Here is a 25,499-nt window from a genome sequence, read left to right on the forward strand (position 1 = left end):
CCTAGAAATCGATCGCTGCATAGAACATCGCAAAAAGCCCGTCCATCAGGATGACGACGAAAATCGCCTTCACCACCGCGGCCGTCACATGCTGGCCGAGCGATTCCGCGCTGCCGCCGACCTTCAGCCCCTCGACGGCGGCGACGATGCCGATGACGAGCGCCATGAACGGCGCCTTGATCATGCCTGAGAGCACCGTCGACAGTGTCACCGCCTCGTGCAGGCGCGACAGGAAGTTGGCGAAGGTGATGCCGGAATAGCCCCAGGCAACAGCGGCAGCCCCGCCCAGCGAAGCGAAATTTGCGAGCACCGTCAAAAGCGGCAGCGCGATGGTCAGCGCCACCAGCCGCGGGAAGATCAGCACGCCGATGGGGTTCAACCCCATCACCTTCAGCGCGTCGATCTCTTCGCGCATCTTCATCGAGCCGATTTCGGCGGTGATGGCGCTGCCGGAACGGCCGGCGATCATGATCGAGGTCAGAAGCACGCCGATTTCGCGCAATTGCAGGATGCCGACGAGATCGACGACGAAAACCTCCGCGCCGAAATAACGCAGCTGGAAGGCGCCCTGCTGGGCGATGATCGCCCCGATCAGAAACGACATCAACAGAATGATCGGAACGGCGCGAACGCCCATATGGTCGATCTGGTTGACGATGGAGGCTGGCGAAACGCCGCTGCCGCGGCCGAACTTCATCTGCGCGCCGCGCACCGCCGAGCCGAGGATATACATGGAGGCGGCGAAATTGTCCCAGAGGTCGTAGGTCATCCTGCCGATCGGCGCGAATATGCGCGCGGCAAGCGAGACTTTTTCCGTCTGCTCCGGCTCGGGTTTGGCCGGCTCCTCGGAAAACATCTCCAGCATTTCGTCGATATGCGGATTGGTGCCTTCGAAGCGAACCGTACGCCCGCCAGCCTCTTCCTGCTTTTTCAGCCGGCACAGCAGCCAGATGCCGGCTGTGTCGATCTCCGAAATATCCGAGAGGTCTACCGTCAGGTCGCCGGTCTTCTTCTGCAGGAGCTTTTCGAAATCGCGAAGCACCAGATGGATGTAGGCGCTGCGCCAATTTCCCTGAAGACGCACACGCTGTCCCGAGCCATCAGCCTGGTCGTCCACATCAAGGGAGGCGGCGTTGCGATTCTCGGCGTTCAAGATACTTGTGTCTTTCAAGGCTTACAGCGACATCGCCGAATCGCGAAGCAGATCGTTCGTCGCCCGGCGCGTCAATATACAGAAGCACCGTGCAATTTCCATGCTTGCAGGAGAGCAATAATGCCGCGCACCCTCGATATCCAGATGAATTCCTTTCGGATTGCCGGGACCTTCACCATCTCGCGCGGGGCAAAGACCGAAGCCGAGGTCATCACCTGCACGCTTATCGAAGAGGGTGCACAGGGGCTCGGCGAATGTGTGCCTTACCGCCGCTACGGCGAGACCATGGAGAGTGTTTTCGCCCAGATCGAGGCGGCGCGACCGCTGATCGAGGCCGGCATCTCGCGCCATGACCTGCTGTCGGCCATGCCGCCGGGTGCGGCCCGCAACGCCGTCGACTGCGCCCTTTGGGACCTCGAGGCGAAGCGGACGGGAGACAGTGTCGCCGTCCGCCTCGGCCTGTCCGCTCCGCAGCCGCTCACCACAGCCTACACCATCTCGCTCGGTGAGCCGGAGGTGATGGCCGCCCAGGCGCGCGAGCATGCCGGCCGCGCCCTGCTGAAGGTCAAGATCGGCACCGGCGACGATGAAAGCCGCATCCGCGCCGTCCGCGCCGCCGCGCCCGATGCCGAAATCATCCTCGACGCCAATGAAGGTTGGCCGGAAGCGGTGTTGGAGCGTCATCTCCATATCGCCGCGGAAGCAGGCATCGCCCTCGTCGAGCAGCCGCTGCCGGCCGGCCGCGATGGGCTGCTCGCCGAAATCCGCCGCCCGCTCCTCGTCTGCGCCGATGAGAGCGTCCACCACACCGGCGATCTCGCAAGCCTTGCCGACCGCTACGACGCGATCAACATCAAGCTCGACAAGACGGGCGGCCTGACGGAGGCGTTGTCGATGAAGGCCGAGGCCGAACGGCTTGGATTCAGCATCATGATCGGCTGCATGGTCGGCACCTCGCTTGCCATGGCGCCCGCCGTTCTGCTCGCCCAGAATGCCGATTTCGTCGATCTCGATGGTCCGCTGCTACTTGCTCGCGACCGCGAACCTGGCCTGCGTTACGCCGCTTCCCTGGTATTTCCGCCCGAAACTAGCCTTTGGGGCTGAAGGTAATAGGCTGAGATAACGAGGCCGAGGCCGGCGAACGCCACGACGGCCATGACGTAATAGCTGACGACGCCGAGCCAGGCATAGAGATAACCCGACGCCAGGGTCATCAGCGCCATCGCCATGCCGACATAGAAGAAATAGGCGCCCTGTGCCGAGGACTCCTGCGTCTCCTGCACCGTCGCCACGATCCGCCGCTGAACGCCGGTATGCACGAAGGCATAGGTGAAACCGTGGAAACATTGCAGCAGGAAGAAACCGGCAAAACCCGTATTCATCGGAAACAGGATCCAGCGGCAGACGCTGACGGCGCAGCCGAAGCGGATCAGCGTCCAGGCGTCGAAGCGACGGCTGAGACGCTTCGACAGAAAGAACACCGTCACTTCCGAAGCGACGCCGGCGCTCCAGAGCAGGCCGACCTCGGTGCCGGAAAAGCCGAGGTGATGCCAGTAGATCGAGGAGAAGGCGTTGAGCACCGCATGGCTCGATTGCTGGATGGCGACGCCGATCAAGAGCAGCAGCAGGTGCGGCTCACGCAGGCCGCTGCCGGTGGCGGCCGGAAGATCGATCGGCTGGCCTCGCCGCCGCGTCGGCCCGATGCGCGGGCAGAAGATCGCCATGACCACGGTCATGATAAAGCCGAACATCATGATCGGCAGCACCATCCCCCCGCCCCACTGGTTGATGAGTTCGCCGCCAACCAGCGTCGAAACGATGAAAGCAATCGAGCCCCAGACCCGCATCGATCCGTAATCGAGCCCCCAGCGGCGCACGCCCGATATGACGATCGATTCGACGACCGGCACATAGGGCGCGAAGGTAGCGCCCTGCAGCGTAAAGACGATGAAGACAGGCCAGAAAGTCGTCGTCCAATAGAGTGCTACCGCCGTCAGCAGCGACAGGCCGCCTGACCAGAGCAGCACGTCGGCGCGTTCCTTCATCCGGTCGGCGATCATGGCGACAACAGGCGCCACAAGCACGCGCACGACCATGGGAACGGCCAGGATGACACCGATTTCGTGGTCGCTGAAGCTGTGGCCCGCAAGCCAGACGGGGAAGAACGGCAGGACGATGCCGTTGACGAGCAGCGGCGCGCAATAGGAAAGCGCGCTGAGCAGCCGGAAGCGCGGCGGCGCTCCCTCACCCGTCGGAGAATTTTGAGCGGGAATCATGGGTGGACCTGAAGGAAACTGGTCGTTGTCCTAACACACCACCCTGGAAGCGACTATTGCGAGAAATAGCCGTTCTGAAACGTTTTAGAAAATAAATAGGGCCTGTCGCCTGACGGTAACGGCTAAATTCCTACGGCAAAATTTCAAAGTGCTACGGCATCCTTTGCGCGTCTGAAAAGACGCGCGGCGCTGTAAAGCGCCGGCGCCAAAATCAGGCGGCCTGCGGAGCCAGCTCACCCTCGTCATGCATTTCGATGGCGGCAAGCGCCGGCACGCTGCTGGCGAGCGACCGCCAGGTGATCAGTTCGAAGGTGCCATCCTCGTGTTCGGCGACCGCCGTGCAGCTCTCCACCCAGTCGCCGGTGTTGATGTAGCGGATGCCGTCCATTTCCTGGATCACGGCATGATGGATATGTCCGCAGATGACGCCGTCGGCGCCGTTTTTGCGGGCTTCCTCGGCCACGACGCGCTCGAATTCGCCGATGAAATTGACGGCATGCTTGACCTGCAGCTTCGCCCAGGCAGAGAACGACCAGTAGGGCATGCCGAGCCGGCGGCGCACTGCCGCAAGGATGATGTTGATGCGGATTGCCGTGTCATAGGCCCAGTCGCCGAGATAGGCGAGCAGTCGGGCGTTGCGGACGACGACGTCGAACTCATCGCCGTGCAGGATCAGGTATTTCTTGCCGTCGGCACCGTCATGCATCATGCGCTCGACGACCTCGATGCCGCCGAAATGCATGCCCGGGAAGGCGCGCAGGAATTCGTCGTGATTGCCGGGAATATAGACGACGCGCGTGCCCTTGCGCGCCTTGCGCAACAGTTTCTGGACGACGTCGTTGCAGACCTGCGGCCAGTACCAGCTGCGCTTCAGGCGCCAGCCGTCGACAATGTCACCGACGAGCACGATCGTGTCGGCCTCGTGGTGGCGCAGGAAATCCAGCAGGAAGTCGGCCTTCGCGGCCTTCGAGCCGAGATGGACATCGGAAATGAAGAGCGTGCGGAAATGTCTGGGTTCCATCATGTCTTTCACGAGCTGCCGCTCATGTCCCATCTTTCATCTAACCTTCCAAAACCAGACTCGTGTTTCAGGAAGATGACAAGCTGGGGAAAAGCCCTGCAAACCTGTTCATCTCACGCGGGCAGAATGCCCGTCGTCGCGAAGGCAGCATGCCCGTCGCCGCGCGGACAGTATACCCGTCGCCACGCGGGCAGCATGCCCGTCGCCGCCAGGCCCGCGGACAAGGTTGCCCTGTGCATTCAGGGCGTTCATGATGACGGCGATTCATATCCGACAATGCGGGATGGCTGATGCGTCTCTTTCTCGTTCGCCACGGCGAATCCCTCGGCAACATTAACGAACAGGCCTACCGCCAATTCGGCGATCACAACGTGCCGCTGACGCAGTGGGGCCATCGGCAGGCACTGGAGGCAGGCGGCGTGATCGCGTCCTATCTCAAGGCATTGCCGAGCGCGGGTTTCGGCAAGCTGCAGATCTGGTATTCGCCCTTTCTCAGGACTCGGCAGAGCAAGGATGCGCTGCTCGAAGCACTGCCGGAAAGCTTCGTCGGCGATATCAGGGAGGATTATCTGCTGCGCGAGCAGGATTTCGGTCTCTTCACCGAAATCTACGACCACGCCGAACAGAAGCAGAAGTTTCCCGAAGAGTTCGAAAAATGGGCGAGGCTGCGCAGCAACAGCGGCAAGTTCTACGCACGGCCGCCGGATGGCGAAAGCCGGGCGGATGTGGCCCAGCGGGTGCGCCTATTCCTGCAGACCGTCATGCACGACGCCGAACGTAGCGACCACAACGTCGTAATCGTTGGTCATGGCGTCACCAACCGGGCAGTCGAAATGAATTTCCTGCACCGCCCCGTCGAGTGGTTCGAGCGCTCCGACAATCCCGGAAATGCCGATATCACGCTGATCGAGGGGACGCGCTCGCAAGGATACGAGTCGATCCTGCTGCATCAGGCCGCCGACCGGCAGCCGGGAGAGGAAGGCAAGCTGCGCGATGCCTATGGCGCCGACGTGACGATCACGCCGAAGCCGACTGCATAATTCCTGAAATCGGACCGGCGCAAAGGTGCGGCGGGTTGCCCAAGGCAACCCGCCAATTCTTCACCTCAGGTCGGCGACGTGACGGTTGCCGGCTCCAGCCCGGCCGGCGCCTCCTCGTTCACCGTCTCCGGCCGCTTCGTCCTCAAGAGACGCAGCACGAAGACGAAGAAGACGGGAACGAAGAAGATCGCCAGCACCGTCGCCGAGATCATGCCGCCGAGCACGCCCGTGCCGATGGCATTCTGGCTCGCCGCGCTTGGCCCGGTGGCGATCGCCAGAGGCACCACGCCCAAAGTGAAGGCGAGCGAGGTCATAATGATCGGCCGGAAGCGCAGACGGGCGCCTTCGATCGCGGCGTCCATCAACGATTTGCCCTCGGCATAGCCGTCCTTGGCGAATTCGACGATCAGGATCGCGTTCTTTGCCGACAGTCCGATGATCGCGATCAGGCCGACCTTGAAGTAGATGTCGTTGGACATGTCGCGGCTCATCACCGCCAGCACGCAGCCGATGACGCCGAGCGGCACGACCAGCATCACCGACAACGGGATGGACCAGCTTTCGTAAAGCCCCGACAGCAGCAGGAAGACGAAGAGAATGCTGAGGCCGAACAGGAACGGCGCCTGCGATCCCGATCTCAACTCCTCCAGCGACTGGCCGGTCCATTCGAAGCCGAAGCCGTCGGGAAGTTCCGAGGCCAGCCGCTCCATTTCGGTAATCGCCGCCCCCGACGAATATCCCGGCGCCGGAGCGCCGGAGATACGCACGGAAGGGTAGCCGTTATAGCCGACGATCTGCGCCGGTCCCTTCTGCCATTCGGCGACGGCGAAGGATGATAGCGGCACCATGCCGCCGCTCGCATTGCGGACGTTGAGCTTCATCAGGTCTTCCGCCTGAAGTCTGCTCTTGTCCTGCGCCTGCACGATGACGCGCTGCATGCGGCCCGAATTCGGGAAGTCGTTGACATAGCTCGAACCGAGATTGGCGGTGATCGTGCTGTTGATGTCAGCGAAGGCGACGCCAAAGGTATTGGCTTTTTCGCGGTCGATGACCAGCACAAGCTGGGCCGAGTCGGGCATGCCTTCCGGGCGGATACCGGCGATGATGGGATTCCCAGATGCCTTGCCGATCAGCATGCCAGCCGCCTCGGTCAGTGCCGCCTGGCCCTTCCCTCCGCGATCCTGCAGACGGAAGGTGAAGCCGTTGGTCGTGCCGAACCCTTCGATCGGCGGAGGCGAAAGCGCGAAGGATGTGGCGTCCTTCAGCCCAAACAACTGCATGTTGGCGCGGTTGGAGATCTCTTGTACCGAATTGCCGGCGCCGCGTTCGGCCCAGTCCTTGAGCGTGACGAACACCAGGGCAGCGTTCGGTCCCTGCCCCGAGAAGCTGAAGCCCTGGATCGCGACGACGTTTGCAACGGCCGGCTCCTTCTTGAAGATCGCCTCGATGCTTTCGAGCGAGGCCACCGTGCGGTTGCGGCTCGCCTCCGGCGGTCCCTGCACGTCGACGATCAGGAAGCCCTGATCCTCATCCGGCACGAAGCTGCTCGGCAGGTTGACGAAGAGGTAGCCAAGGCCGATGAGCAGCGCGACATAAACGGCCATGACCCGCCAAGAGCGCTTGGCCAGTCCTTCGACGGTGCGGGCATAACGGCCGGTCAGCCGGTCGAAATTGCGGTTGAACCAGCCGGCGATGCCCTTCTTCTCGTGATGACCCTTAATCGGCTTTAGGAAAGTAGCGCAGAGCGCCGGGGTCAGCGACAGCGCCAGGAAGGCCGAAAACAGGATGGATACGACCATGGTCAGGCTGAACTGACGGTAGATGATGCCGGTCGAGCCCGGAAAGAACGCCATTGGCACGAAGACGCAGGAGAGAACCAGCGTAATCCCGAGGATCGCACCGGTGATCTGCCGCATCGCCTTCTTGGTCGCTTCCTTCGGCGACAGCCCTTCCACCGCCATCAGCCGCTCGACGTTTTCCACCACCACGATGGCGTCGTCGACGAGAATGCCGATGGCAAGCACCATCGCAAACATCGTCAACACGTTGATCGAGAAGCCGGCGGCATACATGACAGCCAGCGTCCCGAGCAGCGCGACGGGCACGACGAGCGTCGGAATGATAGTGTAGCGGAAGCTCTGCAGGAAGATGAGCATGACGACGAAGACGAGCGCGACGGCTTCTGCAAGCGTATGCGCCACCTTCTCGATCGATGCCGAGACGAACGGGCTGGTATCATAGGGAACGGAATATTCGACGCCATCAGGGAAGAAGCGTGACAGTTCCTCCATCTTCGCCTTGACCAGGTTGGACGTATTGACGGCATTGCCCGTCGACGACAGCTGGATGGCGATGGCCGCACTCGGCTGCCCGTTCAAGCGGGTGGAGAAGCTGTAGCTCTCGCTGCCCTCTTCGATGCGCGCGACGTCGCGCAGCCGGACGTTCGATCCGTCGGCATTGGCGCGCAGCACGATGTCTCCGAACTCCTTGATGTCAGTCAGTTGCCCCTTGACCAGCACCGTCGCCGTCAGGTCCTGCGAGATCGGATTGGGCGCCGCGCCGATCTGGCCCGCCGCCACCTGGGCATTCTGCGCCGAGATGGCCGCGCTGATGTCGGACGCGGTGAGGCTCAGGCCGACCATCTTGTCGGGATCGATCCAGATGCGCATCGCCCGCTGCGAAGCAAACAGCTGCGCGCGGCCGACACCCTCAAGACGGCGCAGTTCGCCGATGACGTTTCGGTTGAGATAATCGCCGAGCGCCACCTCGTCGGTCTTCCCGTCCGTCGAGGTCAGCGAGATGAACATCAGGAAGCCTGAGGACGCCTCCTCGACGGTGATGCCCTGATCCTTGACGGATTGCGGCAGCCTCGGTTCGACGCGGCGGATGGCATTCTGAACGTCGACGGAAGCCTGGTCGATATCAGTGCCCGCGGCAAAGGTCGCGGTGATCGTCATCGCGCCCGATGTATCGGAGGTCGACTCAAAATAGGAAAGGTGCTCGACCCCGTTCAGCTCCTCCTCGATCTGGCGAGTGACGCCTTGATAGATGTCCTGCGGCGATGCGCCGGGATAGCTGGTGGTTATGCTTAGCTGCGGCGGCGCGACCTTCGGATATTGCGCGACCGGCAGGAACGGCAGCGCGATCAGGCCGGCTATGGAGATGAAGATCGCAAAGACCCAGGCAAGGATCGGGCGATCGATAAAGAAACGTGCCATCGATCCTACTCCGGCTTCTTGGCGTCACCGGACGCGAGCTGGCCATCCCGCCATTCTTCCGGCGCGACCTTTGCGCCCGGCTGCAGTTTCTGGCTGCCGTCGACAACGAGACGCTCACCTGATGACAGGCCGCTTTCGACCACCCATTCATTACCGAAGGATTGACCGAGCTCCACGTCACGCGGCTGTGCTACGTCTCCCTCCTGGACGACATAGACCTGCGCCTTGCCGTCGGCCGTGCGGATGACGGCGCGCTGCGGGATGAGGATTGCCTTCTCACGGACGGCCTGTTCGATGCGGACCCTGATGTAAAGACCCGGCAGCAGATCGCCCTTCGGATTGGGAAATTCACCGCGAAGGGTGACCTGGCCCGTCGTCGCATCGACGCTGGCACTGCTGAAGAGCAGCTTGCCGGCTTCGCCATAGACCGTGCCGTCATCGAAGACGAGCTTGATATCGGCCTTGCCTGGTTCGGTCGATGTGAGGCTGCCATTCTCGACCGCCCGCTTCAGCGCCAGCAGGTCTCCGGAAGATTGCGTGAAGTCGGCATAGACGGGGTCGATCTGCTGGATCATCGCCAGCGCATCGCCGGCGTCGGCCGTCACCAGCGCGCCTTCCGTCACCAGTGCGCCGCCGATGATGCCTGATATCGGCGCACGAACTTCGGTATAGCCGAGATTGATTTTCGCTTCGTCGAGGGCGGCCTGCGCCAGCGCGACATCGGCATCGGCCTGGGCAAGGGCGACGGCTGCCGCATCGTATTCGATACCGCTGGCAACATCGCGGTCCCGCAGCGACTTCTGCCGGTCCAGTTGCTGGCGAGCATTCAGCTGCGTCGCCTTGGCGCGATCGAGGCTTGCCTCCGCACTTGCCACCCGGACGCGGAACAGCGCCGGATCGATCCGGTAGAGCACATCGCCTTGATGAACGAGGCTGCCCTGCTCGAAGATCCGCTGCTGCAAGATGCCGGAAACCCTGGCCCGCACTTCGGAAACGCGCGTTGCGGCAATGCGGCCGGGCAGTTCGCTGACCACAGGAACGGGGCGGCTGCTAAGCGTCAGGACACTGACGGCGGCAGGCGGCATCGCCCCGCCTTCCTGGGCGGAAGCCGGCAGGCCTGCACTGAGAAGCAGCGCCAAGGTCAGCGCGTAACGCAATGATTTCGTATGAAGAAGCATGGTCATCAGCCTTCCAGGTGGCCCCAATGTCGTCCAAAAAAGCACAGCCCGCCGACATGACGTTCGGCGGGCCTCTGAGCCGACAGATAGTCGATATTTTTCCGCCTTGCAAGATACCTACCGGTTGGTATGATAGCCTTATCACGTTCAGCGTGCCCATGGAACCGCGATCCCGGGAGTGATACTGATCGTCACGAAGCTCATCTCGAACACGAGTCATGCATTGGTAGATAGCCCCCGCAACAGAAAGAAACAGCCGGATGTCGTGCGGCAGGCTCTTCTCGATTGCGCCACCAAGCTGGCGCTCGAGCATGGTCTGGCCGCCGTCAGCCTGCAGGCTGTCGCCAGCGCAGCCGGCGTGACCAAGGGAGGTCTGTTTCACCACTTCCCCAATAAGCAGGCGCTTATAGAGGCCGTGTTCGACGGCATGATGGAAAACCTCGACCGCGAAATCGACCAGGAACTGGAAAAGGATAAGGGCGGCCGCGGCACATTCACCCGCGCCTATGTCCGCACCCTGTTTGCCGACCGCGCCCTCAACAACAGCCCATGGTCGGCGCAAACCATGACCGTGCTTGCCGACCCCTACTCCAAGAGCCTCTGGCACAGATGGATGAATGACCGGCTTGTCAGGCACGCCGAAACCGACGCCGGAATGCGGCTCGAGATCGTTCGCCTGGCAGCAGACGGAGCATGGCTTGCCCATGTTCTGAGACCGGACGACCATGCCGGCTCCGACGACGCGGTTCTGCTGAAGGAATTGATCCAACTCACCGAGGGGTGACAGGCGATCGGCATCCCGCGCCCAAGTGATTTCACCTGAGCGCGGATGAGGGATGATCCGGCTAGGCAGCCCGCACGGCTGCCACGGGTTTGACGTTCTGGTTCATCCGGAAAAGATTGTTCGGATCGTAGCGCCGCTTGGCTTCGGCAAGGCGAGCGTAGTTGGCGCCGTAGGCGGCTTCGACACGATCGCCTTCATCATCAGGCATGAAGTTGATGTAGGCGGTGCCGACAGAATGCGGCTTGGTAGCCTCGAAGAGCTCCCGCGCCCAGCCGATGCAGCTTCCGTCCATCCCGGCCTCCCGCCAGCGCGCATGCACATTCATGACGAAATGCGAGCTGCGTTGCGGAAATGCGGTGGCCTCGATGGGCACACGCCCGGCAGCACCGCCGACATGGCCGATGAAGATCTCGCATTCCGGTCCGGGCAGCTTGCGCACGGCCTTGAGCAGCACATCGATCGCCGCATCCGAGAGCGAGGCGAAATCCTGGCTCTTCCAGTAATTGCGTGCACCGGGCGTGAGCAGCGGGTCGAATGCCTGCTGCCAGCCGGTAAACGGCACCGGGCCAACGACGTCGGCAATCGGATTTCCGATGGTGCGCAATCTGGCCGCCGCCTTTTCGCCCGCAGCGATGTCTCCGCAATAGCACATGGCGAGCACGACGATCTCCTTGCCGTGCCATTCGGCCGGAAGGAACGGCAGCGGCGGCGCCTGGCGCATCACCACCCAGCAGGTCAGCTCATCGGGTGCCGCGTCCAGCGCCTGCCGATATTCCCTCAGCACCTTCTCCGCATCGGCGAAGGGATGCACGACCAGCCCGGCGAGCACCTCCGGATTGAGCGGGTTGAGTTTAAATTCAAAGGATGTGACGACACCGAAATTGCCGCCGCCGCCGCGCAACGCCCAGAAGAGGTCCGGCTTTTCCGTCTCGCTCGCCTTGACCAACTCACCATCGGCCGTCACCACGTCCACTGAAAGCAGATTATCGAGCGTCAGCCCGAATTTGCGTGTGAGCCAGCCGAAGCCGCCGCCGAGCGTCAGCCCGGCGATGCCGGTGGTGGAATTGATGCCGGTCGGCAGCACCAGCCCGAAGGCCAGCGTTTCCTTGTCGACATCGGCAAGCGTGGCGCCCGGCTCGATCCTGGCGCGCCGCGTTTGCGGATCGACTCGCACCGATTTCATCGCCGACAGGTCGATGACCTCACCACCCTCGCAGACGGCATTGCCGGCAATGCCGTGCCCGCCGCCGCGAACTGAAACGAGCAGATTGTTGTCGCGTGCAAACCGCACCGCCCGCACGACATCGGCGGCACCGGCACAGCGCGCGATAAGCCCGGGCCGGCGGTCGATCATCGCATTCCAGATCGCCCGCGCCTCATTGTAATCCATATCTTTGCTGGTCAGGAGACTGCCGCGAAATCCGGCGGCAAAGGCATCGATGGCCACGTCATTGACCATCGTCTGACCCCTTTGCAGGGTCGTCAGGTTCAAATTGTCCATGATTTCCTCCATGCGACCGGCGCCCCGCACCGTCGCGGCGGCATTTTGCGCTTGTTGAAGTCGTCAAACAAGTTTTCCAAAAGGATTAGCCATTGGCATCAGGGTCGAATGGTCGTCCCGTGGGCCCCCCGCCCACCTCACGAAAACTTCTCCCATCCCTCATTTCCATACTGTCGCCCGTATCCGATTGATGTATGGAGAGAACTCAAAAGACGTGCACGGAGGCGGCGATGGATCACCTGGAAAAATCGAAGACGGAAAAGAACCTGACGAGCGGCGATCTCGACGAACAGGCGCTTTTCTTCCACCGCTATCCTCGCCCCGGCAAGCTTGAGATCCAGGCGACAAAGCCGCTCGGCAACCAGCGCGACCTGGCGCTTGCCTATTCGCCCGGCGTTGCCGCCCCTTGCCTTGCCATCCGCGACAATCCCGAAATGGCGGCAGAATATACCTCGCGCGCCAATCTCGTCGCCGTCATCTCCAACGGCACCGCCGTGCTTGGCCTCGGCAATATCGGCCCGCTTGCCTCCAAACCGGTCATGGAGGGCAAAGCCGTACTCTTCAAGAAATTCGCCGGCATCGACGTCTTCGATATCGAGATCGACGCGGCAAGCGTCGACCAGATGGTCTCGACCATCGCCTCGCTGGAGCCGACATTCGGCGGCATCAACCTCGAAGACATCAAGGCGCCGGAATGTTTCGACGTCGAGCGGCGCCTGCGCGAAAAGATGAAGATCCCCGTCTTCCACGATGATCAGCATGGCACGGCGATCATCGTCGCCGCCGCGATCCTGAACGGGCTGGAGCTCGCCGGCAAGAACATCGCCGACATCAAGATCGTCGCCTCCGGAGCCGGTGCTGCCGCCCTAGCCTGCCTCAACCTGCTTGTCATTCTCGGGGCAAAACGCGAAAACATCTGGGTCCACGATCTCGAAGGCCTCGTCTATGAGGGCCGCATCGAGCTGATGGATGAATGGAAATCCATCTATGCCCAGAAGAGCGAGACGCGCACGCTCGCCGAAAATATCGGCGGCGCCGACGTCTTCCTCGGCCTTTCCGCCGCCGGCGTGCTGAAGCCGGAGCTGCTGGCGCAGATGGCCGACAAGCCGCTGATCATGGCGCTCGCCAATCCGACGCCCGAGATCATGCCCGATCTCGCCCGTGCTGCCCGCCCCGACGCGATGATCTGCACCGGCCGCTCGGATTTCGCCAACCAGGTCAACAACGTCCTCTGCTTCCCCTATATCTTCCGCGGCGCGCTCGATTGCGGCGCCGAGACGATCAATGAAGAAATGAAGATGGCGGCCGTGCGCGCCATCGCCGCACTTGCCCGCGAAGAGCCCTCCGACGTCGCCGCCCGCGCCTATTCCGGTGAAACTCCGGTCTTCGGCCCTGACTACCTCATCCCCTCGCCCTTCGATCCGCGGCTGATCCTGCGCATCGCACCGGCCGTCGCCAAGGCCGCCGAACAGAGCGGGGTGGCACGCCGCCCGATCCAGGATTTCGACGCCTATCTCGACCAGCTGAACCGCTTCGTCTTCCGCTCCGGCTTCGTCATGAAGCCGATCTTCACCGCCGCCAAGGCCGCCGAGCGCAAGCGCGTCATCTTCTCCGAAGGCGAGGACGAGCGCGTGCTGCGCGCTGCTCAGGTGCTGCTCGAAGAAGGCCTTGCCGAACCGATCCTGATCGGCCGCCCGCAAGTCATCGAGACGCGCCTGAAGCGCTACGGCCTGCGCATTCGCCCGCTGCAGGATTTCGAGGTGATCAACCCGGAAGACGATCCGCGCTTCCGCGAATATGTCGATCTCTATTTCTCCCTCGTCGGCCGGCGCGGCGTCATCCCGGAAGCGGCCCGCACGATCGTGCGCACCAATACCACCGTCATCGGCGCGCTGGCGCTGAGGCGTGGCGAGGCCGATGCGCTGATCTGCGGCCTCGAAGGTCGCTACGAGAAGCACCTGCGCGATGTTCGCCAGATCATTGGCAAGCGCAAGAATGTCCGCGATTTCTCCGCACTCAGCCTGATGATTTCGCAGCGCGGCGCCACCTTCTTCACCGACACCTACGTCACCTTCAATCCGACCGCCGAGGAGGTTGCCGAGGCGACGGTGCTGGCGGCCGAGGAAATCCGCCGTTTCGGCATCACCCCGCGCGCCGCCCTAGTCTCGCATTCCAACTTCGGCTCGCGTGAATCCGAAAGCGCCACGAAGATGCGCAGCGCCCTGCAGCTCGTGCGTGACGCTGCACCGGACCTTGAAGTCGACGGCGAGATGCACGGCGAAAGCGCCATCACCGAAGCGCTGCGCAAGCGCGTCATGCCGGACACGACGCTGCACGATGAGGCGAACCTCCTGGTCTTCCCGAACCTCGATGCCGCCAACATCACCCTCGGTGTGGTGAAGTCGATGACGGACGGCCTGCATGTCGGCCCGATCCTCCTCGGCACGGCGCTACCCGCCCATATCCTCGCCCCCTCGGTCACCTCCCGCGGCGTCGTCAATATGGCAGCGCTCGCCGTCGTCGAGGCATCGCAACCGGCGTGAGCCGGCTCAGACTGCCGACAAGCCGACCAACGCTTCTTTCGTCATGCTCGAGCTTTGTCCCGAGCATCTGTATCAGGTGCAGCAGATACCAGGCACGGGGCCCTGGGATAAAATCCTTTGGTACGAGCGGCCCTTGAAGCCGCTCCGATACATGTCCTGATGTCACACAGATCAGGTACCCCGCAACGACAGGCGCCCTCTATCCGCCAGTTCATCCGCGCGTTCGTTGCCGTCAATGCCGGAATGTCCCTTACACCAGGCAATGGTCACCAGAGCGTTCCGGGATAACTGAAGATCCAACGCTTTCCAGAGTTCCGCATTGGCGATCGTTCGGCTTCGGCCATTCCCATTTGGGCTGCTTTTCTTCCAGCCATTGTTCTTCCAGATATGTCGCCTGCTGTTGCAGCCTTTGACGGCGTAGATGGAGTCCGACCAGATGGTCGCAGCTTCGCCCGACGCTTCGCTATTGATCCATAGTGCTGCCTTGAGGACAGCGATCAATTCCATCGAATTATTGGCGGAATCTTCGACGCCACCAAAACCGGAGCCGATTTCCACGGCATCGCGGTAAACGACAAATGCCCATCCTCCTTGCGCGGAGCCGGGCTCATGACAACCATCCACGAAGACATGAAGGCCGTGTTGGATTTCCGGTATTCCAATCGTCGTCGCAGGGGAGCGGAGTTCATTGGAAATGCCTGTCATTGTCTCCGCCATTCTCGCTTTCGCCGCGCCCGCTCATTGGAATTGCACCTCATCCACTGTGTCAACCGTTGACGATCATGGCGGCACCAGTGCCTTATTGTGTACCGGGAACAGTGGGCAGCGTGGATCATGGACAATCCGTTGAACAAGACAGGTAAGCGCGATGGAGCTTTAACCGTTCGCCGCATTCTCAAGGTCAATCACGCCGGCGAGTTCGGCGCAATTCGCATCTACGGCGCACAGATCTGGATGGCCCGTCGGCTGTTTCCTGACATCGTGCCGGCGCTTTGTGCCATGCGGGACGACGAGATCGAGCATTGCCGCCTGTTTCGAGACGCAATGCCCACCAGGGATGCCAAGCCCTGCCGCGTCATGGCATTCTGGAGCCTCGGCGGTTATGTGCTCGGTTTTCTCACAGCCCTCGGCGGACGCAACATGGTCTGGATCTGCACCGAGGCGGTCGAAAGCACGGTTCACCGTCATCTGGAAGATCAATTGGCTTTCCTGGAGACCCGTGATCCACAGCTTCACGGCCTTATTGCCTCCATTCAGGAAGAGGAATTGGCTCACCTCAGGAAGGCCGAGAAAAACCAGACAAGGCGCGGCGTCGGCCACGCACTGCTTCTGCCCGTCGTCGCCGCGCTTACCGACCTGATGATCTGGCTCTCGACATGGGGAGACTCAAGCTGGATGCGCGCCGAAATGGCGCGCTCCAGGCGGGTCTGATGGTCTGGCGACCGGAGTGAGCTGTGTGCGAACGACGACCTTTTGTGATGTACGATAATCACTGCCGGCTCGAAGCTGCTCCCGCCCTCCCTTTGGAAGGCGGGGCATCTGCTCAATAAGATCGAGAAAATACTGGGCGTGTGAAAGTTTCAGTGCGTTCGCCGAAACCTTCTGAACGCGCCAGCGGTAACGCTATCCTGCTGTCTCGCTGTCTGGATGTCCGACGCCAGCTCAGAAAGTGCGGTCGATGTTTCTGCATCGGTTATCGCATTTTCAAATGTCGTAACCGAAAGGCGCGTTTTTGCAAGGGCTGGTGTCCGAACCTCGCTGCTCGGCTCACTGAGCGCAACGGTCGGCTCTGTGCGTCGCAAAAATCTTTGAAGATTGTCACAACGCGCGGGAAGAAAGCTGTTCACAAGCGCCTCGGACAGTTCGGCCTTCTCATTTATGTGTGTGAAAGCCAATGCATTCGGCCATTTGATATCAGCTTGTGGCGCTATTTCCTTGCCCTGTGTAAGGTTGTGGCAGCCTGCGCAGCTCAGCGCCTCGGCACGCGCCAGAATGTGTTCCGGAGTGAGAGTCCAACCAGTGGGAAGCTTGTATTTCATCAACTCATGATCGATCCGCGAGATCAGACTGGAGGAACCGCGTACGACATCTGCGCTGCCTTGCGAAACGCTTTCAAAATCATTGAACTTGTCGTCGAAAGCGGCGCTCAGCTGGTTGAATAGCTCGTCGCCTGTGGGTTTCCGACCTTGTAGCGCCGCCTCGAGATCCACGTCGATTAATTCTCTGACATGACTGACAACGAACTTGTCTTGAAACTCGGCGCGAAGATCAACAAACCCTTGGTCGCGGCCGTTGCCGGCAAGATTGATCGGGTCGTCATTGTAGAGTTCGGGGTTTGGGTTGGACTTCACCGTATCTGGGACGAGTGTCGTGACAGACTGAGCCGAAGGAAATGTCCGCCATTCCCTCAGCATCCATGGAATGACGCCAGGCCCTTCCGGCTGCGTAAGGAAAAGATTGCCTCTCACCTGACCGAAGGGAACGCCGAAGTGCTGGTTGTGAAGCACGGGCGTGATAGGCGGTTTGCCGTCACCCAATTCACCGTCATAGTAAAAACTGCGAAGAGCATCCGGCAGTTCGCCCTCCGGCTTGGACTGTAGTCCTCCCCAGAATTCGGCAATGCGCTGACAGCCGATTTCGGCGTTCGTAGGGTCGGGATTGTCGACGGCAGCCTCGAATATCAGGAACATTCGATTTGTTCCGGTACCCATTGCGTACACCACGCGATGCTCCCCACAGTAGCTCCAATTCGCGGGAGCAAGGTCGAAGCGGTTGAACAGGCCTACAGGTTTCATGGAAGCCAATAGCGCCTCTGGCTCCAGCTCGGCCTCGTGTAGGCGGAACGTTGCGTTGTTGGTGACACCATTGGATGAACGATCCAGATTCCGAAATGATCGGATCAAGCTCGTCAGCAGCGCAAGCTGTTCGGTGTGGGACGACGCGAGCGCTTTCTGCTGTTCGACAGGGATGGGAGATCCCGTTTTGGGCGTGAAGGCCGTGGCAAGAATGGATTGCAGGGTAAGTGAAAGAGAAAAACGATCTCCATCAAAGACCGTGGAATGATCCTTCTGAGTGATAACGACTGTTTTCAACGCGTCGGCGGTCAGCTTACCATCTGCGCGTGGACAGGAAGGCGGTTCCGCCGCCAACGCGGTGAAAGGGAGGGAAATCGAAACAAAGCCGTTGAAAATCATTCTCGCAAGCGACACTTTTCTCATGCTCATTCCTCCTAAGCCTACGGAAAAGTTGATCGAATAGAAAATGCTTGGGGCACGCATCAAGCGCGGCATTCGCGTTGCACGAAGGTCGACATAGCAACCGATAGCTATCGAACAGCGGGCCTAAGTCCGGTGCTCGGTACTCTCAACAGGTTAAAGTCGTACCCATCGCCCCCAGCGGCATTACCAAGGGCGACAAGTACTTCTATGGCAACCATAAAAAGAGATACTAATCGCATCGCCAGCATCAGGCGATTTAAGCTTATGTATGGTTGCATTATTAATTTAATAGGTCAATCATTTATTGTATTTGCTTAATCGGTATGGCGCATACCGTCAACGCGACTGGCCCCATGATCGCTTCCAGTTTTGGCTGGGGGTGAGATGGATCAATGACTGGAATACGGCGCGAATGGCAGCTGACGTCCCTCGGCGGACGTGGCCTGCTGGATAAGATCGCGAAAATGCGCTAGGAATTTCTCCAAGCTTATTAAGAGAAACACGTTAAGAGACAACGCGCGGCGATCGAGGCCGCAATCGACCGATCGATTCTTTGCTCATTCCGGGACGACGCCGTGAAACGCCGAAACCTGTCTCTTGTCCTTCTCCTTGCCCTTGCGGCGCCTGCCGCCGCGCAAAGCAGCGCAATCTGTGAGGATCTGCGCGGCCGCCTTGCCGACCTGCCGCGATCGATCGGCAATGGCAACGGGCCGGAAGCCCGCCACTATTCCAGCGCCCTGGCAGAACAGAACCTCGAGTTGCGCAAGGTCCGCAACGAGCTGCGCAGCAATGACTGCACGTCGGGCAGCATGGTCGTGATCGGCGGCGAGAATGCCGATTATTGCGATGAGCTCTCGCAATCCGAAGCCCGCATGATCGACAATATCCGCTATCTCCAGGACCGCCGTGCCGAATTGCTCGGCCGGGGCAGCGACAACGACCAGGCCCGCCGCGAACTGATGGCTGCTCTCGACCGCAATGGCTGCAACAGCGAAAACTTCTATGCCCCGGACGAGCGCAGCGCCGCCGAGCCGCCCCCGAGTGTCGAGGAACAGGCGATGCGCGCCGATACCTTCATCCCGCTCGGCGGCGGCGAAGAGGTCGATCCACGTTACGGCCTGCCGCGGGCCGAGATGCTGTCGCCAGTCAGCACCATGTGCGTGCGCAGCTGCGACGGCGGCTTCTTCCCGATCAGTTCGAACGCCACATCGGTCGATTTCGGCCGCGACGCCCAGACCTGCGCCAAGATGTGCCCGGGCATCGAGACCGAATTGTTCTATCGGGACGTGACGAGCACCGAAGCCTCGAACATGATCTCGGTCGCAACAGGCACGCCCTATAGCGCCATGAAGAACGCCTTTGCCTACAAGAACCGCACACCCGGGGAAAAGTCCTCCTGCGCCTGCAATCTCACCGCCTATTACGAGGAGATGCGCGGCAGGCAGGCGGTGAGCGAACCGCCGCAGCAGGGCTCGATCACCACCATCCGCACCAATCCCCCGGCGAAGGATGCCGCAGCCGCAGCGCCGCAACCCTCCGTTCCCGAGCGCCCCTATGATCCGACGCAGAACCGCGTCCGTCAGGTCGGCCCGCAATTTCTGGCCGGCGATCAGGGCTCGATCGACCTCGCCAACCCGGCAACGCCGGGCCCGCAGCCGCAACAGCAGCAGTGATTGAACAGCTGGAACAGCGGCGGCGGAACCATAGCGACGTTGTGCCAGGGTGCATGAGATGCGGCGATGTCACGCGAACGTTCGGCGGGATGTGAATGCGGGTCGCTTGAGCATGGTCAGTAGGTCGTACGACCGCCGCTCAGGTCGAACGTCGATGCGGTCGTGAAGGAATTCTCTTCGGAGAGCAGCCAGACGACCATGGAAGCGATCTCACCAAGTTCGACGAAACGATCGCGCGGGATGCGGACGCGCATATATTCGATAAACTCGGGTGTCAGCCCGTCCAATATAGGTGTCCTTGCGGTGGTCGGCGTTACCGCGTTCACGGCGATCCCCGTCTTTGCGAGTTCCTTGCCAAGAGATTTGGTAAAGCCCAGCACACCAGCTTTCGCTGCGCTGTAGGCGGCGATGTTCGGATTTCCTTCCTTGCCCGCAACCGAGGAGATGTTCACGATCCGCCCGTAGTCGCGCTTTAACATGACCGGAACGACGTGCCGGCAACAATTGAAGGTTCCCGTGAGGCAGACATCGATGACGTCTTTCCACTCGCTGACATCGTATTCGATCGCGGGCTTTACCGGACCGGTAATCCCGGCGGAATTGACGAGCCCGTCGATACGGCCAAAAATCTCTTCGGTCGTCGCCGCCGCGTTTTTCACTGATACGGGATCTGCGACGTTGACGCCGAAAGCGACCGTACCGGATCCGAGAGCGGAAGCGCTGTCCTTCGCCAGGTTTTCGTTCAGGTCCCAGATGGCCACCTTGCCACCAGACTGGATGACGCGCTCTGCGATAGCATAGCCGATGCCGCGCGCACCGCCTGTGATCACGATGATCCGCTCCTTCAAGTCGATCATGTTCATTGGGCCGTTATCCTCCGATTGAGCCGCAGATAGCCGAATATCTAGTTCCGGGATTTCGCTTTCAGCGTATCGATATGAAGGTCAGGAATAAAGATATCACTCGGCCTCGCACGGCGTCGGCGATACCGGCATCGAAAGATCGCGACGCGCTTTAGGTGTTCAGTCCCCATCCATCGTAGAAGACGAGTTCATCGAGCGGCAGCCGCTGCCGCCAGCCTTTGACGGAGAGTTCAGGCTCGTCATAGAGCCGATCGACGAAACCGGCACAGAGCCAGGCGACCACTTCGATATGCTCGGGTATGCCGAGAATGCTCTTCAGATCGCCTTCGCGAAAAATGCTGACCCAGCCGATGCCGACCCCTTCCGCCCGCGCCGCAAGCCAGAGATTCTGGATGGCGCAGACGGTGGAATAGCTATCCATCTTGGGATTGTGCGTGCGCCCCAGCACGACGCTGCCGCTGCGGGTGGGATCGCAGGTCACGCATATGCCGAGCGGCGCCTCGACGATACCTTCAAGCTTGAGGGCGCGGTAGGCCTGCCGCCGCTCGCCGGCAAACATCAGCGCCGCCTCGTCGTTGGCGCTCGCGAAGGCATCCCGGACGCGCGTCCGGACAGCGGCACTTTTCACCAGAATGAAATTCCACGGCTGCATGAAGCCGACGGAGGGTGCATGATGGGCTGCCGTCAGCAGCCGCCGCACAAGGTCATCCGGCAAGGGATCGGGCAGGAACTGGCTGCGAACGTCGCGCCGCGTCATGATCGCATGATAGACGGCCTCGCGTTCGGCCAAGGAAAAACCGGACGCCGCCGAAAGGGCATCCTCATCAAAGGGTCGCATCGTCAAATCCCCAACAATGCAACCGCTCCGCCGTCCGCGCGGATCGGTCTATCTTGCCAGGCCGGTCTTCTGACTCGGCGTCATCCGTCTGCCGCAGCCTTCCCGGCAAAAAGCCAGTGGCATGATGATGCGGCAAGCGTCGGCCTTACAGCGTTGGGCACGTTCCGGCCTTGCACCGGATTCCCGATTCTCCCGCCTTACCGGCGGGCACCTGACGGCGCATCTATTTCAGGAAAGTGCTGCGGCGGCAAGCCGCGAGCCGACAGGCGGTTGAGAGGACGGCGCGGCATCCTCCACGATTCCATCCTTGCCCCGTAGGAGCCTCGAAGGACACGCCGCAGCGCCGCTTCTTTCGTCATTCATCATTTCGCGTCCGCGCCGGTGCACCCGCCTCGCCCTTCGAGGCTTCGGCCTTTGGCTGCGCACCTCAGGAGGAGGCTCTCTTGGGCATTGGTGCATGTGGCTAACATGACAGCGCTGCTGCTGTCTGGTCTTAAGGGAACAAGCCCACCCGCGTCGGTTTGAAGCGGCGTGGCAAAGCCCTTCATCGATAGTTTCTATGGCCTTGTCCCCGCCGAAGGCGTATGGACTGAGCCAGTCCATCGCAGCATCCCGGTTGCCCGTGCCCCGCCTCACACCCATGATCCTTGCGGTCGCCCTGTTCATGGAACAGATGGATTCGACCGTGATCGCCACCAGCCTGCCGGCAATCGCCGCCGATATCGGCACCTCGCCGATCGCGCTGAAGCTCGCCGTCACCAGTTATCTCGTGGCGCTGGCGATCTTCATCCCGATCAGCGGCTGGATGTCCGATCGCTTCGGTGCGCGCAACATCTTTCGCATGGCGATCTTCGTTTTCATGATCGGTTCGATCGCTTGCGCCTTTTCCAACTCGATCACGGCCTTCGTCATCTCGCGCCTGATCCAGGGCGCCGGCGGCTCGATGATGACACCGGTCAGCCGCCTGCTGCTGGTTCGGGGAACGCCACGCCACGAACTCGTCGATGCCATGGCCTGGCTCACCATTCCCGCTTTGATCGGCCCGATCATGGGTCCACCGATCGGCGGTTTCCTCACCACCTATCTCACATGGCACTGGATTTTCTGGATCAACGTCCCGATCGGCGTGCTCGGCATCATCCTCGTCACGCGTTTCCTGCCGGCCGTCGAGCCACGCAGTCCGCGACCGATGGACTTTCCGGGCTTCTTGCTGTGCGGCCTCGGCTTCTCCGGCTTCGTCTTCGGCCTGTCGGTGATCAGCCTGCCAGCCGTGCCCGTCATCTATGGTTATGCCGCGGTGACGATCGGCATCCTTGCCGGCCTCTTCTACCTCCTGCATGCCCGCCGCGTGCCCTATCCGCTTCTCGATCCGAAGATGTTCCGTTACCCGATGTTCCGGGCAGCGATCCTCGGCGCCTCGAATTTCCGCATGGGGCTTGGCGCCCTGCCGTTCCTGATGCCATTGATGCTGCAGCTCGGCTTCGGCCTGACGCCGCTGCAATCGGGCTCGGTCACCTTCGTCAGCGCGCTCGGCTCCATGGGCTCGAAATTCGCCGCCTCGCGCACCTTCAATGCCTTCGGCTTCCGCACGGTGATCTCGCTCACCACCTTGCTGGCGGCGATCTTCCTCGGCATCAACGGTCTGTTCACCGCCGAAACACCGCTGTTCCTGATCATGGCCAGCCTGCTGATCGGCGGCTTGTTTCGCTCCATGGCTTTCTCGGGCGTCAACGCCATGGCCTTTGGCGATGTCGACGACGCCGAGAGCAGCCAGGCGACCGCGATCAATGCCGTTGCCCAGCGCATCTCCATGGCGATGGGTGTGGCGATCGCCGGCGGCATTCTTGAAATTTCCAGCAGCTTCCATGGTGGCAGGCTGCTGGTCTCGGATTTCCACATTGCCTTCTTCAGCGTCTCGGCGATTTCGGCGCTGGCCTGCATCACCTTCCTGCGCTTGCCGCATGATGCCGGCGCGGAACTGACGGCGCGCGGCCGCAAGCGCCGGCATGCCGAGCCCGAAGAGGCCGTGGCGGAAAATAGCTGATCTCCCTGGCGCGTTGGAAGCACTACTCCCACAACGGTGCGCAAGGCTCGGGGCCGGCGGGAGCAAGGGCGAATGGCACGCGTGTGCTCAACATCCCATTCTACTTTATGATTTATTCACATATCAAATACACACTGCGTTTGCGCGTTTTGGGTTGCAATCCGGACATGGGCATGAGGGCTCGTGATGTGACCGTCAGCGCGGATGCCCGTATCGAGACGCCGGTCGGGCATGTTCGACTGAGCCGCAATTCTAGGCCGCCGCGGAATGTTCCAATTTTTGAAAACTATGCCTCTGACAGCCAAGCTGGCGGCGATTATCGTTGCCGTCAACCTCTGCGGCATTTCCGCTTTCGCCACCTATACGTGGATGTACGAAACCCGGGCATTGATCGATGGCGCCAAGGCCAACTGGTCCAAGGATGCGGAGCAGTTTGCCTCGCTGGCCGCCGGCGGCGTCAAGTGGGGCAAGGCGAATGCGGTCCGTGAAGCTTATTCGCTCTACCGCGACGACCCTTCGCTCGATCTTGTGCAGTTTGCCGCATTCAACGCGGAACCTGCCGCCGTCGACACATGGACACGCGATGGCATCAACGGTTTGCCCGCACCGGCCGATCTGGCGAAGAGCCTCAGTGCCAAGCCGGAGAAAACGACGATCGACGATAGCGGAATAGCCGCCGGCGTGGTCACGATCATCGCGCCGCTCCCGCTGGATAAATCAGGTAAGGCGACCGGCTACATCGTCACGAACTGGTCCGTCGAAAAAATCGCTGCTGAAGTCAGGCAGAAGGTTCTCGTATCGCTGCTCACGCAGTCCGTGATCACCGCCTTGGCGGTCATCGCCTTCCTTCTTGCCATGCGCAGCCTCGTTGGCCGGCCGATCCGGATCATCAGCGAACGGATCAGCGCCTTGCAGAAAGGCGACCTGGCCTCTCCCGTCACCTACAAGGAAAATGGCGACGAGATCGGCTTTCTGGCGCGTGCCTTGGAAGTTTTCCGCCACGAGGCTATTGCGAAGGTCGAAAGGGAGCAGGCCGCTGCCGAGCAGAGCGCTTCGCTCGATGCCGAACGGGCGCGCAATGCATTGTTCACGGAAGAAGCCAGCAACACGCAGCGGCTGGTCATGACCGCTCTCGCAAATGCATTGGAAAAGCTCGCAGCAGGCGACTTTTCCGTACACCTGGCCGATCTCGGTCCGGAGTTCGATAAGTTACGGCAGGATTTCAACAACATGGTCGAGGCCGTCGCCGCCGCCCTGACGGAGATCAAGGCCGCCTCCGTGGCGGTTGAAGGCGGCTCGAGCGAGCTGGCCTCCTCCGCAGATCAGCTCGCCAAGCGAACCGAGCAACAGGCGGCATCATTGGAAGAGACCGCTGCTGCACTGGATGAAGTGACCACCACGGTCCGAACATCGTCGCAGCGCGCCGAAAATGCCGGGAAGCTGGTCGAGGAGACAAAGCGGAGCGCTCATGTCTCGGCGACGGTGGTGCGTGATGCCATCGGGGCGATGGACCGGATTCAGACCTCGTCGAGCCAGATCGGCCGCATTATCGGCGTCATCGATGAAATCGCGTTCCAGACAAACCTGCTGGCGCTGAATGCCGGCGTCGAGGCGGCACGTGCCGGTGAGGCCGGCAAGGGTTTTGCGGTTGTCGCGCAGGAGGTGCGTGAACTCGCCCAGCGGTCGGCAAATGCGGCCAAGGAAATTAAGAACCTGATCAATGTGTCCGGCCAAGAGGTTGCCGCAGGCGTCGGGCTAGTGAACGAAACAGGCGACGCCCTGCTGAAGATCGAGGAACAGATCAACCGCATCAGCGACAGTATCGCTTCCATTGTTCAATCCTATCGCGAACAGGCAACGGGTCTGCAGGAAATCAATGGCGCGATCAATCAGATGGATCAGGCGACACAGCAGAACGCGGCAATGGTCGAGGAAACCAACGCGGCCTGCCAGGAACTGCTGCAGCAAGGACGCCTTCTGCAGGACTCGGCCGGCAGGTTCGTCGTTGGCGCGTCCGCAGCCAGCCAGACCAAACCCGTTCAAGTCGCCCGCCAATCTCGTCCCGAACCCAGAGCCTACGTGCAGCGGCATGCAGGAAATGCCGCCGTTGCCGCTGCTCCCGGCGCCTGGGAGGAGTTCTGACCTCATC

Annotated in this window: 18 protein-coding genes and 1 riboswitch; of the genes, 8 read left to right on the forward strand and 10 right to left on the reverse strand. The window is 61.3% G+C overall.

The features are described 5' to 3' along the window. Position 1: 1 nt before the first annotated feature. Complete coding sequence (locus tag OIU37_RS03830) at positions 2-1,171, reverse strand: ABC transporter permease (protein WP_171602654.1); 1,170 nt, start codon at positions 1,169-1,171, stop codon at positions 2-4. A 102-nt stretch (positions 1,172-1,273) separates the two neighbouring features. On the opposite strand from OIU37_RS03830, the gene dgcA reads away from it, so the two are divergent. After that, positions 1,274-2,257, forward strand: a complete 984-nt coding sequence (gene dgcA, locus OIU37_RS03835) for an N-acetyl-D-Glu racemase DgcA (protein WP_182211313.1) — start codon at positions 1,274-1,276, stop codon at positions 2,255-2,257. On the opposite strand, the gene OIU37_RS03840 is transcribed toward dgcA, so the two are convergent. Then, positions 2,209-3,429: an MFS transporter gene (locus OIU37_RS03840; protein ID WP_182211311.1), complete on the reverse strand. Its 1,221-nt coding sequence runs from the start codon at positions 3,427-3,429 to the stop codon at positions 2,209-2,211. The two genes, dgcA and OIU37_RS03840, sit on opposite strands and share 49 nt — an antisense overlap. 211 nt (positions 3,430-3,640) lie before the next feature. Then, on the reverse strand, positions 3,641-4,483 hold the full coding sequence (locus OIU37_RS03845) for a UDP-2,3-diacylglucosamine diphosphatase (protein WP_182211309.1): 843 nt from the start codon (positions 4,481-4,483) through the stop codon (positions 3,641-3,643). Between the two features lie 257 nt (positions 4,484-4,740). On the opposite strand from OIU37_RS03845, the gene OIU37_RS03850 reads away from it, so the two are divergent. Continuing rightward, positions 4,741-5,490, forward strand: a complete 750-nt coding sequence (locus OIU37_RS03850; protein ID WP_182211308.1) for a histidine phosphatase family protein — start codon at positions 4,741-4,743, stop codon at positions 5,488-5,490. 65 nt (positions 5,491-5,555) lie between these two features. Here the strand turns inward: OIU37_RS03850 and OIU37_RS03855 are convergent, their stop codons facing one another. Together OIU37_RS03855 and OIU37_RS03860 are read right to left on the reverse strand one after the other, a co-directional pair. Further along, complete coding sequence (locus tag OIU37_RS03855) at positions 5,556-8,708, reverse strand: efflux RND transporter permease subunit (protein ID WP_264255843.1); 3,153 nt, start codon at positions 8,706-8,708, stop codon at positions 5,556-5,558. 5 nt (positions 8,709-8,713) lie between these two features. Continuing rightward, positions 8,714-9,892, reverse strand: a complete 1,179-nt coding sequence (locus tag OIU37_RS03860; RefSeq protein ID WP_180694986.1) for an efflux RND transporter periplasmic adaptor subunit — start codon at positions 9,890-9,892, stop codon at positions 8,714-8,716. 217 nt (positions 9,893-10,109) lie between these two features. Here OIU37_RS03860 and OIU37_RS03865 point away from each other — a divergent pair, with 217 nt between their 5' ends. Next, a complete protein-coding gene (locus tag OIU37_RS03865; protein ID WP_168317082.1) occupies positions 10,110-10,670 on the forward strand; it encodes a TetR/AcrR family transcriptional regulator in 561 nt (186 codons plus the stop codon). 61 nt (positions 10,671-10,731) lie between these two features. On the opposite strand, the gene OIU37_RS03870 is transcribed toward OIU37_RS03865, so the two are convergent. After that, positions 10,732-12,171: an FAD-binding oxidoreductase gene (locus tag OIU37_RS03870; protein WP_264255846.1), complete on the reverse strand. Its 1,440-nt coding sequence runs from the start codon at positions 12,169-12,171 to the stop codon at positions 10,732-10,734. A 230-nt stretch (positions 12,172-12,401) separates the two neighbouring features. Between OIU37_RS03870 and OIU37_RS03875 the strand changes: the two genes are divergently transcribed. Beyond that, the gene (locus OIU37_RS03875) at positions 12,402-14,714 is read left to right on the forward strand and encodes an NADP-dependent malic enzyme (protein ID WP_168311191.1); all 2,313 of its coding nucleotides are present in this window, start codon (positions 12,402-12,404) and stop codon (positions 14,712-14,714) included. 171 nt (positions 14,715-14,885) lie between these two features. On the opposite strand, the gene OIU37_RS03880 is transcribed toward OIU37_RS03875, so the two are convergent. Then, the gene (locus OIU37_RS03880) at positions 14,886-15,419 is read right to left on the reverse strand and encodes a ribonuclease H (protein ID WP_171602663.1); all 534 of its coding nucleotides are present in this window, start codon (positions 15,417-15,419) and stop codon (positions 14,886-14,888) included. A gap of 129 nt (positions 15,420-15,548) precedes the next feature. Between OIU37_RS03880 and OIU37_RS03885 the strand changes: the two genes are divergently transcribed. After that, a complete protein-coding gene (locus OIU37_RS03885; protein ID WP_171602664.1) occupies positions 15,549-16,145 on the forward strand; it encodes a demethoxyubiquinone hydroxylase family protein in 597 nt (198 codons plus the stop codon). Positions 16,146-16,294: 149 nt separating this feature from the next. Here the strand turns inward: OIU37_RS03885 and OIU37_RS03890 are convergent, their stop codons facing one another. Continuing rightward, positions 16,295-17,932, reverse strand: a complete 1,638-nt coding sequence (locus tag OIU37_RS03890) for a hypothetical protein (protein ID WP_182211302.1) — start codon at positions 17,930-17,932, stop codon at positions 16,295-16,297. 575 nt (positions 17,933-18,507) lie between these two features. Here OIU37_RS03890 and OIU37_RS03895 point away from each other — a divergent pair. Next, positions 18,508-19,605 carry a DUF2865 domain-containing protein gene (locus OIU37_RS03895; RefSeq protein ID WP_182211300.1) on the forward strand — a complete coding sequence of 366 codons (1,098 nt, stop codon included), beginning with the start codon at positions 18,508-18,510 and terminating at the stop codon, positions 19,603-19,605. Between the two features lie 116 nt (positions 19,606-19,721). Here the strand turns inward: OIU37_RS03895 and OIU37_RS03900 are convergent, their stop codons facing one another. Further along, the gene (locus OIU37_RS03900) at positions 19,722-20,468 is read right to left on the reverse strand and encodes an SDR family NAD(P)-dependent oxidoreductase (RefSeq protein ID WP_264255855.1); all 747 of its coding nucleotides are present in this window, start codon (positions 20,466-20,468) and stop codon (positions 19,722-19,724) included. Positions 20,469-20,619: 151 nt separating this feature from the next. After that, positions 20,620-21,306: a 5,6-dimethylbenzimidazole synthase gene (gene bluB / locus OIU37_RS03905; protein ID WP_182211297.1), complete on the reverse strand. Its 687-nt coding sequence runs from the start codon at positions 21,304-21,306 to the stop codon at positions 20,620-20,622. A gap of 41 nt (positions 21,307-21,347) precedes the next feature. Next, positions 21,348-21,536, reverse strand: a riboswitch (cobalamin riboswitch). Between the two features lie 410 nt (positions 21,537-21,946). Here bluB and OIU37_RS03910 point away from each other — a divergent pair. Both OIU37_RS03910 and OIU37_RS03915 read left to right on the forward strand, forming a co-directional pair. Further along, positions 21,947-23,350: an MFS transporter gene (locus tag OIU37_RS03910; protein WP_168311274.1), complete on the forward strand. Its 1,404-nt coding sequence runs from the start codon at positions 21,947-21,949 to the stop codon at positions 23,348-23,350. Positions 23,351-23,617: 267 nt separating this feature from the next. Next, entirely contained in the window at positions 23,618-25,492 is a 1,875-nt protein-coding gene (locus tag OIU37_RS03915) for a methyl-accepting chemotaxis protein (protein ID WP_168311183.1), read from the forward strand. The last annotated feature ends 7 nt before the right edge of the window (positions 25,493-25,499 follow it).

The sequence above is a fragment of the Rhizobium sp. BT-226 genome (assembly GCF_025847085.2).
GTDB lineage: Bacteria > Pseudomonadota > Alphaproteobacteria > Rhizobiales > Rhizobiaceae > Rhizobium > Rhizobium sophorae.

Coding starts and splice junctions, on each gene's coding strand:
- bluB (WP_182211297.1), bottom strand. CDS start 21,306: ATGCGACCCTTTGATGAGGATGCCCTTTCGGCGGCGTCCGGTTTTTCC.
- OIU37_RS03900 (WP_264255855.1), bottom strand. CDS start 20,468: ATGAACATGATCGACTTGAAGGAGCGGATCATCGTGATCACAGGCGGT.
- OIU37_RS03855 (WP_264255843.1), bottom strand. CDS start 8,708: ATGGCACGTTTCTTTATCGATCGCCCGATCCTTGCCTGGGTCTTTGCG.
- dgcA (WP_182211313.1), top strand. CDS start 1,274: ATGCCGCGCACCCTCGATATCCAGATGAATTCCTTTCGGATTGCCGGG.
- OIU37_RS03880 (WP_171602663.1), bottom strand. CDS start 15,419: ATGACAGGCATTTCCAATGAACTCCGCTCCCCTGCGACGACGATTGGA.
- OIU37_RS03875 (WP_168311191.1), top strand. CDS start 12,402: ATGGATCACCTGGAAAAATCGAAGACGGAAAAGAACCTGACGAGCGGC.
- OIU37_RS03840 (WP_182211311.1), bottom strand. CDS start 3,429: ATGATTCCCGCTCAAAATTCTCCGACGGGTGAGGGAGCGCCGCCGCGC.
- OIU37_RS03850 (WP_182211308.1), top strand. CDS start 4,741: ATGCGTCTCTTTCTCGTTCGCCACGGCGAATCCCTCGGCAACATTAAC.
- OIU37_RS03910 (WP_168311274.1), top strand. CDS start 21,947: ATGATCCTTGCGGTCGCCCTGTTCATGGAACAGATGGATTCGACCGTG.
- OIU37_RS03845 (WP_182211309.1), bottom strand. CDS start 4,483: ATGGGACATGAGCGGCAGCTCGTGAAAGACATGATGGAACCCAGACAT.
- OIU37_RS03890 (WP_182211302.1), bottom strand. CDS start 17,932: ATGAGAAAAGTGTCGCTTGCGAGAATGATTTTCAACGGCTTTGTTTCG.
- OIU37_RS03870 (WP_264255846.1), bottom strand. CDS start 12,171: ATGGACAATTTGAACCTGACGACCCTGCAAAGGGGTCAGACGATGGTC.
- OIU37_RS03860 (WP_180694986.1), bottom strand. CDS start 9,892: ATGACCATGCTTCTTCATACGAAATCATTGCGTTACGCGCTGACCTTG.
- OIU37_RS03915 (WP_168311183.1), top strand. CDS start 23,618: ATGTTCCAATTTTTGAAAACTATGCCTCTGACAGCCAAGCTGGCGGCG.
- OIU37_RS03885 (WP_171602664.1), top strand. CDS start 15,549: ATGGACAATCCGTTGAACAAGACAGGTAAGCGCGATGGAGCTTTAACC.